A 13,893-nucleotide genomic window follows, 5' to 3' on the forward strand; every position below is an offset into this window, starting at 1 on the left:
CTGCTACCTATCCTCTTCGGAAGACTCTCTTGATGCTGGAGAGCAGGCCCCGCTCGTCATCGCTGGCGCCGTTGGAGCCGCTCGCCACGGGCTGATGGTCGACGTTGTTGCGCAGGACATCCGAGAGCGCCCGCTTGAGCTGCTCCGGGGTATCGCGCGTGGCCAGGTCCACCCGGCGCGGAGTACCACTGGCCTCCTCCACCGTCACCTGGAGCAGACACTCCTCGGTGAGGCGGAAGTCGATCTTCCTGCCGGCCGCGGCGGACGGGACCCGGACGGTGCCCAGGTACTCGTTGTCCACCATCAGGTCGCTGTCCCCCTGGAAGATGTCCAGCTCGATGTAGGCCGAGCCCGGCTCCTTCGGCGGAGGCAGGCGGAAGCTCTTCACCATGGGGATGAGCGAGTTCTTCTCGATGATGCGCTTCACGCGGCCGTTGGGCAGCGCGTAGCCGATGGGCATGGACACCGCGTCCAGCAGCGTCACCGCGTCGATGCTGCCCAGCGAGTCGCCCAGCAGCGCCGCGCCCAGGGCCACGCACTCGTCGGGGTGCACGCCCTTCCTGGGCGGCTTGCCGAAGTGCGCTTGAATCTTCTGCTGCACGAGCGGCATGCGGCTCTGGCCGCCGACGAGGATGATCTCGTCGATGTCCGAGCGGGCGATGCCCTTCTCCTCGAGCACGCGGTCGCAGATCTCGAAGGTGCGGTCCACCAGGTCGCCGGTGAGGCTGTTGAGGAACTCGCGCGTCAGGGGGATGCGCAGGTCCACCGGCTTGCCCTTGCGCTCGTCGATGAAGGGCAGGTCGATGACGACGTTGGGGATGAGCGTCAGGTCGATCTTCGCCGCCTCGGCGGCGTTCTTGATGCGCTGCAGGGCGATGGGGTTCTCGGTGAGGTCGACCTTGGTCTCCTCCCGGAAGCGCTCCAGCACGTACTCCATGATGCGCGTGTCGAAGTCCGCGCCGCCCAGGAAGGTGTCGCCGCCCGTCGCCAGGACCTCGAAGACGTTGCCGGCCAGGTGCAGCACGGAGACGTCGAAGGTGCCGCCGCCCAGGTCGTAGACGAGGACCTTCTGGTCCAGGCCCCGGTTGAAGCCGTACGCGAGCGCCGCCGCGGTGGGCTCGTTGACGATGCGCTTGACGTCGAAGCCGGCGAGCCGGCCCGCCTCCTTCACCGCCTGGCGCTGGTTGTCGTTGTAGTAGGCCGGGACGGAGATGACGGCCGCGTCGATGGGGCCGCCCAGGAACTGCTCCGCGATGGTCTTCAGCTGCGAGAGCACGAAGCTGGAGACCTGGGGCAGCGTGTAGAGCTTGCCGCCCATCATCACCGCGGCGTCCCCGTTGGGGCCCTCGACGATGTCGTACGGGAAGGAGCCGCGCAGGTCCTCCACCGACTTGGAGTGGTACTTGCGGCCGATGAGGCGCTTGGTCCCCCACAGCGTGTTGCGGGGGTTGGTGACCATCTGGTCCTTGGCCACCCCGCCCACCAGGAGGTCTCCCTTGGCCGACAGGGCGACGACGGTGGGGAGGATGAGGTTGCCGCGATCCGTGGGGACGATCTTCGGGATGCGGTTGCGCACGGACGCCACCAGCGTGTTGGTGGTGCCCAGGTCAATCCCGACGATGCGAGGTCTGTCCGCCATGAAGTTCACGGGCGCGGGCCACCAGACGCGCGCCCCCGTCCCACTCTGTATCACGTCGCGACTTCGCGCGCGCGTTTCTGGGCGAAGCCCTCAGTCCTCCACCTCGGAGCCCTCCGGACCCGGCTCGTTCCACCCCAGGGGGGGTGGGAGCACCCCTCGGACCGCCTCGGTGGAGGGCAGGACCAGGCGATCATACGGCCCCCCCTCCCCCGTCGGCAGCTCGTCCAGGAAGCGGGACGGGCGCAGGACGATGCGCTCGCCCTCCCGGGGCAGCACCGACAGGGGGTACACCAGCGCCAGGAGGTCCCGGGCCCGGGTGGTGGCCACGTAGAACAGGCGCCGCTCCTCCTCTTCCTCCTCGGCCGAGCGAGTCGCCTGGGACATGGGGAAGCGCCCGTCCACCAGCCAGAGGACGAAGACGCTCCGCCACTCCAGCCCCTTGGCCTGATGGACGGAGCTGAGCGTCAGGACGTCCCCGGGGGCATCGCCCTCCAGGGCCTCCTTGGCGGCGAACTCCGCCACCAGCGCCAGCTCCGACAGGAAGCGCGGCAGGTCCTCGAACCGCCGGGCCAGCTCCGCCAGCCGCCGCAGGTCGTCCTCCCGGCTGTCCTCGGGCATGGCCTCCAGGGCGAGCCGGGCGGCGTACCCACCCGCCAGCACGTCCTCGATGAGCCCCCCCGGGTCGCGCGTGGCCTCCGGGCGTCCCAGCCGCCCCATCAGCGCCGTGAGCCGCTCGAAGGCCGGAAGCGACTTCTTCGACACGTGGCGCCGCACGTCCTCGTGGACCAGCCGCTCCCCCAGGGGCAGGCCCTCCGGCAGGGCGCGCAGCGAGGTCCACAGGCGCTCCGCCGTGGTGGGTCCCACGCCCGGCACCGCGCGCACCACCCGGCGGAACGCCAGCTCGTCCCGGGGGTTGTTCACCCAGCGCAGGTGGGCCAGCACGTCCTTGACGTGGGGCTGCTCGAAGAAGCGCACCCCGGAGCGCACCCGGAACGGCAGGCCCCGGCGCGTCAGCTCCAGTTGGAGCTCCAGGCCGTGGTTGTGGGCGCGGTAGAGGACGGCCATCGACTCCAGGGGTTCGCCCCGCGCGCGGAGCGTCTGGATGTGTTCAGCCACCCAGGTCGCCTGTTCGGCCGCGTCCAGCGTGGGGACGACGAGGGGTCGGGGCCCGGAGGCGCGCTCGGAGACGAGCGCCTTGGGGAACTGCCGCGTGTTCTGGGCGATGGCGGCGTTGGCGAGCTGGAGGACCTCCGGGGTCGAGCGGTAGTTGCGCGTCAGGGTGAAGACGGCGCAGCCGGGGTGCCGCTCCGGGAAGCCCATGATGTTGGAGAAGTCCGCGCCCCGGAAGCTGTAGATGGACTGGCAGTCGTCCCCCACGACGGTGAGGTCCTGACGCTCCCCGGCGAGCAGATCCACCAGCTCGCCCTGGAGGCTGTTGGTGTCCTGGTACTCGTCCACGAGCACGGCGTGGAAGCGCTCGGCGAGCAGGGCGCGGACGCGGGGGTGTTCGACGAGCAGCCGCTTCAGGTTGAGGAGCAGATCATCGAAGTCCATCAGGTGCAGCCGCGTCTTGCGCAGGCGGTAGAGCGCCGCCGTGGCGAGCACCTCCGGCGCCAGCGGGACGAACTGCGGCCGGCGGTCCACCAGCACCTCCGACACGGCCTGCTGCAGGTTGGTGGCGAGCGACACCAGCTCCAGCACCAGCTCCGGCCGGGGGAAGCGCTTGTCGCTCTTGAGCTTGCGCTCGGCCAGACAGCTCACCATGAGGTCCCGCGCGTCCTGCCGGTCCAGCACGGTGAAGCGCTCCGAGTAGCCCAGCGCCGTCGCGTGCTCGCGCAGGAGCGCATGCGCCACGTGGTGGAACGTGCCGCCCGTCACGCGCCCCACGTCCACGAAGCCGCCCACCAGCTCCGCCAGGCGGCGGGTCATCTCGCGCGCGGCCTTGTTGGTGAACGTCAAGAGCAGGAGGTGGTCGGGCGAGAGGCCCAGCTCCAGCCTGCGCGCCGCGCGGAAGGTGAGCGTGCGCGTCTTGCCGGAGCCCGCGCCGGCGATGACCAGCACCGGCCCCGCGTCCGCCTCCACCGCGCGCAGCTGCTCCTCGTTGAGGAGCCGGGCGTAGTCGATGCGCGACGGGCCACTCGGCGGACCGAGCGGCCTGGGGGTGGGCGGGGAGACCATGGGGCGCGGAACTCTAACCGCCCCGCCCGCCCGGGACGAACGGATCAGCCGGACTTCACGGCACGGGCTTGTGCGCCGTCAGCCGCGCCGAGGCCGCCTCGCGGACCTGGGCGGACGGGTCCCGCTCCCGGGCCAGCTCCAGCAGCACCCGGCCCACCTGGGGCAGCTTCGTGCTCACCGTGGCGAGGGCGGCGGTGCGCTCCTTCACCCCGCCCTCCAGCCGCTCGGTGACGCCGCGGTCCGCGCAGGTGCGCACCCCGGGCGACTGCTCGCGGAGGATCAGCTCCGCGTCCGCCAGCCGGGCCTCGGTGAGGCGGCGGGCCTCCTCGGCGCGGCGCTCGAACTCAGCCAGGTCCTCGGGGAACTCGGTGGAGACGGCGCGCGCGCGGGCGATGGCCTCCTGGGCGAATCTCGCGTTGACGGCCGCCGCGCACAGCTGCCGCGCCGAGGCCAGGGGCACGCGGCCCTCTGTCGTCACCGTCTCGTCGCGGGCCACGTTCAGCGCCCACACCGCGAGCTGGCGCGCGGCCACCGCGGCGGAGAAGGGCTGCTTGCGCCCCTCGCGGATGTCCACCCAGCGGCGCAGCACCACGGGGTCCGGCACGCCGGAGTCGAAGGCGCGCTGGTACTCGGTGGAGGCCTGCGGCAGCTGCCCGGAGAGGTCCAGGAGGACGGCCACGGTGAGGTACATCTCCGCGCTGCTGGCCCGCTCGCGCAGGGCGTCCAGCCGGGAGGCCACCTCGTACTCCGCCACCGGGCGCGGCAGCGACGTGAGCACCGTGCGCAGCGACTCCAGCGCGTTCTGGCGGATCAACGGGTTGCGCGCCGAGCGCAGCGCGTCCAGGAGCGGATCCACCGCGCGCACGGAGACGTGCTGGCCCAGTTCCTCCGCCGCCTGCCAGCGGTCCAGCGCGTCCGGCGCCAGCAGCGAGCGCTTCAGGTCCTCCAGGTCGCGCAGGTAGTGGCCCACGTGCGCGGCGCGCACGAGCGGATCCGGATGCGCCAGCGCGGCCTGCTCGGCGCGGGCGCGCGTCAGTCGCGCCGGGAAGTCCGTGAGCTTGGGCCCCAGCGGATGCGCCTTCACCCGCGCCTCGGCCTCGTCCACCAGCCCCGAGACGAGCAGCCCCTCCACCTCCAGCCCCAGCAGCAGGACGCGCGCCTCCTCGCGGTGCACGCCGGCCGGGAAGTCCTTGAGGTAGGCGAACAGCTTCGTCGCGCCGGAGCCCCTGGCCTGCTCGAAGGCCTGCGCGTCCAGCCGCGACTCGACCTGGAGTCGGCGTGGATCATCCGGCTTCTCGCGCAGGTACTCGGCCAGCCGCTTCGGGTCCTCCGTCGTCGCCAGCTCGCGCGACTCCGCCTCCAGCATCAGCCGCTTCGCCTCGTCGCGCTGGGCGCCGTCCGGGTGCTCCTGGAGGAACTGCTTCCAGGCGGCCACGGAGTCGGCCTCCTTCGCGGCGTTGAAGCGCAGGCCCTCCAGCAGCGTCCTCGCGGTGCGCGTGTGCGGCGCCTCCGGGTACGCCTCCAGGAAGCGCTTGTAGGCGAGCACCGTGTGCAGCCGCTTCGCCTCCTCGAACTCCAGCTCCTCCAGCCGGGCCTCGGCGGCGTCACCATCCGGGTGCGTCGGGTTCTCCCGCAGGAAGGCGCGATAGCCCTCCACGGTGTCCGTGCTGGCGGCGCGGTCATACGGATTGGGCAGGCACCCGGTGGCCAGCAGGAGGACGGGGAAGGCTCGGCGGAGTGAAAACATTCTCCTGGAGCAATACCGCACCCCGCTCCCCCCGGAAACACGCGCCGCCACGGACGGTTGCCTGGGTAGGTTTTTTGACGACACACGAAGCCGGGGCCAGCATGGTGCCCCAGGACGCTACAGGGAGGTCGCGCATGCGGTGGCTCACGCTGATGGGAATGCTCTCGATGCTCGCGACGGGCTGCGCCACCCCGTCCGGCCGGCTGGAGCCCTGGCTGGACTCGTACGCGGTCCGCTACCACTCGGCCTCGCCGCCGGCCTTCCCGCGCGAGTCGCTCTCCACGCCCGTGGCGCCGGCGCAAGCGGAGAAGAAGCCCGCGCCGGCCAGGGCGAAGACGCCCGCGCGCGCCGCCGCGTCCCGGCCCGCGAAGGGCAAGCCGGCCACCACGAAGGTGAGCACCCAGGGCGCGCGCCCCATCTCGGCCGATGCGCGCGAGAAGGTCCTGGCCGCGGCGCGCTCGGTGGTGGGCAAGCCGCAGGTGACCTTCGACGGCCGCAAGTACCCGTCCGACTGCACGGGCCTCATCGAGGGCGTCTACGCGCAGGCGGGCCTGTCCTTCCGCGGGACGCTCAAGCCTGGGGACAACGGCGTCACCGCGCTGTACCGCTACGCCCGCGCCCATGGCCGCGTGTACGAGGACGGCCGGCCCGTGCCCGGGGACCTGGTGTTCTTCCACGAGACGTACGACCAGAACCGGGACGGCCGCCGCAACGATGGCCTCACCCACGTGGGCATCGTCGACAGCGTGGACGCGCAGGGCACCGTCACCGTCATCCACCGGGTCAACCGGGGCGTGGTGCGCTACCGGATGAACCTGGCACGCCCCCACCTGCCGAGGGATCCGAAGACGGGCGAGGTGCTCAACGACCTCTTGCGCCACCCCGGCCCGAACAAGGCCCCGGTGCTCACCGGGCAGCTCTTCGCGGCCTACGGCAGCGTGCTCCCCGCGAGCGCCCCGGCGAAGAAGAAGCCCGCGCCCATCCCCGTGGCCCTGCGCTGAAACGAACGGCGCCCGACTCCAGGAAGAGCCGGGCGCCGGTGAAGCGGCGAGGACTTCGTCTCAGGACGCGCGCGCGGTGCGGTCCCACGCGGCGCGCTGCGAGTTGCGCAGGAAGCGCCAGAAGCCCACGACGATGGCCAGGTTCATGGTGACGAAGTAGTAGGCCACCGAGGCCACCCGCTTCGCCGCGCCGCGCTTGAGCACGCCCACCTTCCCCAGGTACGCCAGCGCGTAGAACAGGCCCTGGGCGAAGAGCGTGGCGCGGTAGAACATGCTGTCGAGCAGGAACAGGTTCGCCAGCAGCGCCACGCCCATCAGCGCGGGCGCGCACCAGCGCAAGAGCTTGTGCGACCAGAAGGCGAACGCGGGGAAGCCCGCGGTGGGCAGCAGGAGGCCCGGCACCATGCGCAGGCTCTGGAAGTTGCCGGCGGCGATGCGCGCGCGGCGGCCGAACTCCTTGCCGTAGTCCTCTGTCGTCTCCTCGTGCGCGACGGCCTTCTCCTCGTACGCGACCTTGTAGCCCTTCTCGAGGATGCGCAGCGGGATGACGAAGTCATCCACGATGGTGGACGGCGGCAGCTGCGTGTAGAGCGTGCGGCGGATGGCGTACAGGCCCCCGTTGGCCCCCACCACCGCGCCCCGGCGCCCCTCGTACATCTTGATGAGGGACTCGTAGCTCCAGTACGCGCTCTCCTCGTAGTCCTTCTTCGTCGGGTTGTAGAGGCGCAGCTTGCCGCAGACCGCCCCCACCTCCGGGTCATCGAAGTGGCGCACCAGCTTCTCGATGGCGTCGGGTTCGATCATCGTGTTCGCGTCCGAGAGGACCACGATGTCTCCCTTGGCCATGGGGATGCAGCGGTTGAGCACCGTCGTCTTGCCCGCGCGGGGCGCGGGGGACAGGCGCACGCGCTCGTCCCGGCACTCCAGCACGCGCTCGTTGGTGCCGTCGGTGGAGCCGTCCGAGCCGATGAGCACCTCGAAGCGGTCGGCCGGGTAGTCGAGCGCGAGGCTGTTCTCGAGCTTCTGCCCGATGCAGGACGCCTCGTTGTACGCCGCGACCACCAGGCTCACCGATGGAGCCGCCCCACGCCTGCCCGGCAGCTCACGGCGCGCGTCCCCGCCTCGCATCGCCCGGATGTTCTGCGCCACCTGCGCCGCCCCATCCAGCACGAACAGGCTCAATGGGTAGAGAAAATACGTGTGCGCCAGCAGCAGCGCGGCACACCAGAAGAAGACCTCCGCCATCGACCATGCCTCCCAAGACCCAGTCCTCGAATCGGCCCTGGGTTCAGCAAGAGGCATGCCCCGCGCGAGCACCCCGCTCCGCTCGGAGCGCGGAGGCAGGCGTGGGGATCAGCGCCGGGTGGGACTGGACTTTCTCCAGTCCTCCGCCCGGGTGGGACGCACGTCGTTTCAGGGCCGCGGGGCGCTCGTGGAGACCTGCTCGAGCAGCTTTCGCGCCAGCTCGTGGTTCTTGTTGAGCGCCAGCACGTCGTCCAGCAGTGAACGCGCCGCCGCCGGGTCCTTCTGGCGCAGGGCCAGCCGGGCACCCAGGACGTAGGGGCGCAGCAGGGTGCCATCCGCCTGACGGAGCGCCTCCAGCTCCGACACGGACTGGGCCACCGACTCCGGCGGAGAGCCGGAGCTGAGCACGTACTCGGCGCGGGCCACGGTGCTCCACGCCTTCGGGGCGCCCTCCACGTTGCGCAGGCGCTCGGCCAGCGCGAGGGCATCCGGCGCCGCCGTCACCCCCGCGTGGAGGGCCCGGGCCTTCACCCGCGCGGCCAGGGCCGGCGTGGGCTCCACCTCGGGCGCGGCTTCGAGGGCCTCGGCCAGGACGTCCACTTCCTTGCGCAGGCGGTCGATCTCGATGCGCAGCGGTCCGCCGAGCTTGATGACGTCCTCGCGCTGCGCCTTCAGCGCGTTGACCCGGCTCTCCCAGTCGACGGTGGCCTGGGCGGCGGCGCGCTCGTCGATGTCTCGCTGGAGGAGTTCGCCCTGGGTTCGCAGCCGCTCGGCCTCGGCCTGGAGCTCGCCCAGGCGCAGCGAGAGCGCCACGACGAGCTCGGCCTGGGCCTCGGTGTATTTTGGATACGTGGCCGTGAGGGCCTTGAGGCTCTGGATGGCCTGGTCCCTGGAGGCGGAGTCGTCCCTGCGCAGCAGGACCGAGGCCCGCTCCTTCTCCGTCACCGCGGTGGCCGGCATGTCCGCGTCACGGTTCTTCCACGCGGGATAGGCGAGCACTCCGGCCAGCAGCACCCCGGCCGCCACGACCAGGCCCAGCCAGAGCCGCGAAGAGGAACTCGAAGGGGTCGAGGCCACGAGGTCCGCGGACTCGCGGTTCGCGGACAGCAGCTCCGGTGGGAGGGAGACGGCGCCTCGGCGGTAGGCGGGCTCCGAGGTGCTGGGTCCCTGGCCACCGGCGGCGCCCAGGGCGCCGAGTCCCGGCAGCTCCATGGGCGGAAGGTTCACGCCGTGCGACCCGGCGTCGGTGGCCGCGCCGTACACGGAGGTCTTGCGATTGACCGGAGACCCGGGCGCGTTGGCGGCACCGAAGAGTTCGGTGGACGACGAGGCCTCGCCGTAGAGGCTCGTGGACCTCTCGGCGGGGAGCTCGGGGACGGCTCCCGCATCGGCCGGGGCAGACACGGCTCCGTACGTGAGCGTGCGCCCGATGTGGCCGGGAGCCCCGCTCGCGGGAGTGGACGGGCTCGCGCCCGACGTGCCCGAAGCTCCGAGCGTCACGGGGGCAATCGAGGGAGGCGACGGAGGGGGGCCTGACGTGGCCGCACCGAAGACCTGCGTGGTCTGGCGAGGACTTCCGCCCGTGTGGCTGGGGAATATCGGGCTTCCTGAAGTGGGGGCCGGGCCCGACGGAGGGACAGCGCCGAAGGTCTGCGTCGAGCCGTGAGCCCCCGCCAAGGCCTGCGTCATACCAGGCGTGCCCACCGCGCCGAAGGTCTGCGTTGAGCCGTGAGTGCCCGCCACCGAAGGCTGCGTCATGCCAGGGGCACCCACAGCTCCGAACGTCTGCGTCGAACCCTGAGCCCCCACGCCGGAGGCATGCGTCATTCCGGGAGCGCCGACTGCGCCGAAGGTCTGCGTCGCCCCGTAGGCGCCCGCACCCTCGGTCGATGGCGCGCCCTGGGAGCCGACCGCGCCGAAGGTCTGCGTGGCCCCATGAGCACCCGCGGCCTGCGTCCCGCCCTGCCCGCTCACGGCATCATGCGCCCCGCCCACCGCGCCGAAGCTCTGTGTCGTCCCCTGCACACCCGAGGCACCCGCGACCTGCGCACCGCCAGCGCCTTCCGACGCCTTCCCGGAGCCGAAGATCTGCGTGCGCATCAAGCTGGGATTGCCACCGGGCGCCGTACCCCACGAGCCACTCGGCGTCTTGGGGCCAGCGCCCTCCGCGGCGACGGGGCGCGGAGTCTGCGCCTGCGGCGAGGCCAGGAACACATGGCTGCAGCGAGTACACTGGACCGACGCCCCTCCCGGCGGAAGCAGGCGGGGATCCAAGGCATACTGCATCGAGCACTGAGGGCAGGCGATCTGCACGCCGCGTGCTTACCACACGGGCCCGGCATCCGGAGGCGAGCCCAGCACCGTGGCCGCCTGGAGGGTCTTCAACCGGGCTTCACCCACCCCGGGGACCTCGTCCACCGCCTCCCAGCTCCGGAACCCGCCCGCCGCGTCCCGAGCCTCCACCAGCGCTCGCGCCAGCGAAGCCCCCACACCCGGCAACAATGCCAGCTCCTCCGCCGTGGCGACGTTCAGGTCCAGCCTGCGCCCCAACGCCAGCGCCGCCGCCCCCGTGGGCTCCTCACCCTCACCACACGTCGCCACCCCGTCCGCCCGGATGCGCACCGCCTCCGGAGGACAATCCAACGCTGACCGGGAATCCGGCCAGCGCCAGCGGGCCACCGCCCCGACGCCCATCACCGCCAACGCGACGACGGCGAGCGCGGCCGTCCGCCCCGCCACCGGCTCAGACCTTCTCGCCCTTGAGCGCCGCCGTCTCCGACACCGTCGTCGCGCCCTCGGGCGGCAGCGGCTGATCCAACCCGAACGCCGTGTGCAGCGCCCGCACCGCCAGCTCCGTGTACTTGGAGTGGACCACGCACGACACCTTGATCTCCGACGTGGAGATCATCTGGATGTTGATGCCCTCGGCCGACAGCGCCGTGAACATCCGCGCCGCCACGCCCGAGTGGTTGCGCATGCCCACGCCGACGATGGACACCTTGGCCACGTTGTCGTCCGTCTCGATGCCGGAGACGGGAATGTCCTTCACCGCCTCGCGCACCACCTCCTGCGCCTTGAGGAAGTCCGACTTGCCCACCGTGAAGGTCAGGTCCGTGCGCCCCTCGCGGGACTGGTTCTGGACGATGAGGTCCACCACGATGTGCTTCTCGTCGAGCGGGCCGAAGATCTTCGCCGCCACGCCCGGCACGTCCGGCACGCCGCAGATGGTGATCTTCGCCTCGTTGCGGTCATACGCCACGCCGCGGACCAGCACGTCCTCCATGGACTTGTCCTCCTCACACACGAGTGTGCCCGGGTCCTGGGTGAACGACGACTTCACCCAGAGCGGCACCTTGTACTTCATGGCGAATTCGACGGAGCGGATCTGCAACACCTTCGCGCCCACGCTCGCCAGCTCCAGCATCTCCTCGTAGGCGATGCGCTCCAGCTTGCGCGCGGCGGGGACCATGTTCGGGTCCGTGGTGTAGACGCCGTCGACGTCCGTATAGATTTCACACGCATCCGCGCTCAGCGCCGCGGCCACCGCCACCGCCGTGGTGTCCGAGCCTCCGCGCCCCAGCGTCGTGACGCTCCCCTCCTCGTCCACGCCCTGGAAGCCCGCCACCACCACGATGTGCCCCTTGGACAGGGCCTGTCGGATGGGCTGCGCGTCGATGCTCTTGATGCGCGCTTTCGAGAAGGTGCTGTCGGTGACGATGCGCACCTGGTGCCCCAGGAAGCTCGTCGCCTTGCCACCCTGGGCCTGGATGGCCATCGCCACCAACCCGATGGAGACCTGCTCCCCGGTGGCCACGACGACGTCCTGCTCACGCTCGTCCGGCCGGTCGGTGATCTGCGCCACCAGCTTGAGCAGCCGGTTCGTCTCACCCGACATCGCCGAGACCACCACCACCACGTCATGGCCCGCCTGCTGGGCGGCCAGACAGCGGCGGGCGACGTTCTTCATCCGCTCGGTGTCACCAACGGAGGTACCGCCGTACTTCTGGACGATCAGCGCCACGGGGACCGTGACCTCCCTCTTCAGTCGCGCGGACCTATACGAGCCCCACTCCCCGGTGTAAAGCCCCGCTGCCGCTGTCTCGCATTCCACCACCCCTTGGAGCCCCCAATGTCGCGCCCCCGTATCCTCATCGACGGTGACACCCTGACGCTGGAGCAGATCCTCCAGGTCGCCCGCAACGAGGTGACCGTGGAGCTGGCCCCCGAGGCCGCCGCCCGGGTCCGCGCCTCGCGAGCCCTGGTGGACCGGGTCGCCGCGGGCGACACCCCGTCCTACGGCATCAACACCGGCTTCGGCACCCTGGCCGAGGTCCGCATCGACAAGAAGGACCTGCGCGACCTGCAGCGCAACCTCATCCTCTCCCACGCCTGTGGTGTCGGCACGCCCCTGCCCCACGGTGAAGCGCGCGCGCTGCTGCTGCTGCGCTGCAACGTGCTCGCCAAGGGCTACTCGGGCATCCGTCCGGAGACGCTGACGCTGGCGCTGGACATGCTCAACCGCGACGTCGTCCCCGTCGTCCCCGAGCGCGGCAGCGTGGGCGCGTCCGGTGACCTGGCCCCCCTGGCGCACCTGGCGCTCGTGTTCATCGGCGAGGGCGAGGCGTTCCACCAGGGCCAGCGGCTGCCGGCGCGCAAGGCGCTGGAGATGGCGGGCCTGCAGCCGGTCATCCTCGAGGCCAAGGAGGGCCTGGCGCTGGTCAACGGCACCCAGGCGATGTGCGCGGTGGGCACCCTGCTCCAGCTGCGCGCCGAGTCCCTGGCGGAGCTGGCCGACGTCGCCGGCGCGATGACGCTGGAAGGTCTGCTCGGCAGCCACAAGCCGTTCATCCCGGAGATTCACGACGTCCGAGCCCATCCGGGCCAGAAGGCGTGCGCGGCGCACCTGCGGCGCATCCTGGTGAACAGCGAGCTGGTGGAGACACACGTCAACTGCAGCAAGGTGCAGGACCCCTACTCGCTGCGCTGCATGCCGCAGGTGCACGGCGCGGCGCGCGAGGGCCTGTCCTTCGCGCGGCGAATTCTCGAGGTGGAGGTCAACAGCGCCACGGACAACCCGCTGGTCTTCACGGAGACCGAGCGCATCGTCTCGGGCGGCAACTTCCACGGCCAGCCCATCTCCCTGGCGATGGACGTGGTGGCGATGGCGCTCACGCAGCTGTCCTCCATCAGCGAGCGGCGGGTGGAGCAGCTGGTGAACCCGGCGCTGTCGGGGCTGCCGGCGTTCCTGGCGAAGAACTCCGGGCTCAACTCGGGCTTCATGATCGCGCAGGTGACGAGCGCGGCGCTGGTGGCCGAGTCGCGCGTGCTCAGCCACCCCGCGTCGGTGGACTCGATTCCGTCGTCCGCGGGCCGCGAGGACCATGTGTCCATGGGCATGACGGCGGCGCTCAAGGGCCGGCAGGTGGGGGACTTCGCCCGCTCGTGTCTGGCCATCGAGATGCTGGTGGCGGCGCAGGCGCTGGACTTCCGGCTGCCCGTCAAGCCCGGCAAGGGCGCGCTGGCGGCCTACGAGCTCATCCGCTCCAAGGTGCCGCACATGGAGAAGGACCGCGAGCTGCACAAGGACATCCAGGCCGTGAGCGACATGGTCGACTCCGGCGAGCTGCTCGCGGCGGTGCGCGCGGCCACGGCCTGAGCCTGTCATTCACAGACACCGCGGCCCGCTCCGGGAGCACTTCCGGGGCGGGCCGTCTTCGTTTCAGCGCGACGTGCTAACGACAGGTCCCGTAGTAGGACTCGACGAACGCACTGGTCCGACCGAAGCTCGACCAGAAGGCACAGTCACAGCCTCGGAAGCCCACGACATTCATGTACGTGGCATCGCTGTAATACGTGTGCTCGTAGTACACCCCATTGCAATTGGGGGCGGCATCCTCGCGCGACGTGAGATCCTGCGCCTCGGCGTCCTCCACCACGGGACCACCGCAGCCCACCAGCATCAACCCCACCGCAAGCAACGCACTGCTGACGAACCTTCCAGCCTGCATTCGTGCCTCCAGGGAACTTCCACGGGTTGTACGGCCCTCCCAGGCTACCAGCCTGAGAGGGATTTGCCCATGGAC

10 protein-coding genes and 1 pseudogene are annotated in these 13,893 nt (G+C 71.1%); 2 read left to right on the forward strand and 9 right to left on the reverse strand.

What is annotated here, in order from left to right; translation table 11 throughout:
* Positions 1–7 precede the first annotated feature (7 nt).
* From K8625_RS20780 to K8625_RS20790, 3 genes are all read right to left on the reverse strand, one after another.
* Positions 8–1,639, reverse strand: coding sequence for an Hsp70 family protein (locus K8625_RS20780; RefSeq protein WP_223747371.1), 1,632 nt, complete (start codon positions 1,637–1,639; stop codon positions 8–10).
* A gap of 90 nt (positions 1,640–1,729) precedes the next feature.
* Complete coding sequence (locus K8625_RS20785) at positions 1,730–3,817, reverse strand: ATP-dependent helicase (RefSeq protein ID WP_223783679.1); 2,088 nt, start codon at positions 3,815–3,817, stop codon at positions 1,730–1,732.
* 55 nt (positions 3,818–3,872) lie between these two features.
* Positions 3,873–5,564, reverse strand: coding sequence for a HEAT repeat domain-containing protein (locus K8625_RS20790; RefSeq protein WP_223747369.1), 1,692 nt, complete (start codon positions 5,562–5,564; stop codon positions 3,873–3,875).
* Between the two features lie 134 nt (positions 5,565–5,698).
* Between K8625_RS20790 and K8625_RS20795 the strand changes: the two genes are divergently transcribed.
* Complete coding sequence (locus tag K8625_RS20795; RefSeq protein ID WP_223783680.1) at positions 5,699–6,565, forward strand: CHAP domain-containing protein; 867 nt, start codon at positions 5,699–5,701, stop codon at positions 6,563–6,565.
* Positions 6,566–6,625: 60 nt separating this feature from the next.
* On the opposite strand, the gene K8625_RS20800 is transcribed toward K8625_RS20795, so the two are convergent.
* From K8625_RS20800 to K8625_RS20820, 5 genes and pseudogenes are all read right to left on the reverse strand, one after another.
* Positions 6,626–7,810 carry a glycosyltransferase family 2 protein gene (locus K8625_RS20800; RefSeq protein ID WP_223747367.1) on the reverse strand — a complete coding sequence of 395 codons (1,185 nt, stop codon included), beginning with the start codon at positions 7,808–7,810 and terminating at the stop codon, positions 6,626–6,628.
* Positions 7,811–7,978: 168 nt separating this feature from the next.
* Positions 7,979–9,310 carry a hypothetical protein gene (locus K8625_RS20805; protein ID WP_223783754.1) on the reverse strand — a complete coding sequence of 444 codons (1,332 nt, stop codon included), beginning with the start codon at positions 9,308–9,310 and terminating at the stop codon, positions 7,979–7,981.
* Positions 9,311–10,024: 714 nt separating this feature from the next.
* A pseudogene (locus tag K8625_RS44500) lies at positions 10,025–10,123 on the reverse strand (zinc-ribbon domain-containing protein); the annotation flags it as partial.
* A gap of 9 nt (positions 10,124–10,132) precedes the next feature.
* Positions 10,133–10,549, reverse strand: a complete 417-nt coding sequence (locus tag K8625_RS20815; protein ID WP_141323426.1) for a helix-hairpin-helix domain-containing protein — start codon at positions 10,547–10,549, stop codon at positions 10,133–10,135.
* Between the two features lie 4 nt (positions 10,550–10,553).
* Complete coding sequence (locus tag K8625_RS20820; RefSeq protein WP_141323427.1) at positions 10,554–11,831, reverse strand: aspartate kinase; 1,278 nt, start codon at positions 11,829–11,831, stop codon at positions 10,554–10,556.
* Between the two features lie 108 nt (positions 11,832–11,939).
* Between K8625_RS20820 and hutH the strand changes: the two genes are divergently transcribed.
* Entirely contained in the window at positions 11,940–13,466 is a 1,527-nt protein-coding gene (gene hutH / locus K8625_RS20825) for a histidine ammonia-lyase (RefSeq protein WP_223747365.1), read from the forward strand.
* Between the two features lie 76 nt (positions 13,467–13,542).
* Here the strand turns inward: hutH and K8625_RS20830 are convergent, their stop codons facing one another.
* Positions 13,543–13,818: a hypothetical protein gene (locus K8625_RS20830; RefSeq protein ID WP_223783681.1), complete on the reverse strand. Its 276-nt coding sequence runs from the start codon at positions 13,816–13,818 to the stop codon at positions 13,543–13,545.
* Positions 13,819–13,893: the final 75 nt, after the last annotated feature.

Origin of the sequence: Myxococcus sp. AS-1-15, from assembly GCF_020037055.1 — a bacterium.
In the GTDB taxonomy this organism is placed as follows: domain Bacteria; phylum Myxococcota; class Myxococcia; order Myxococcales; family Myxococcaceae; genus Myxococcus; species Myxococcus fulvus.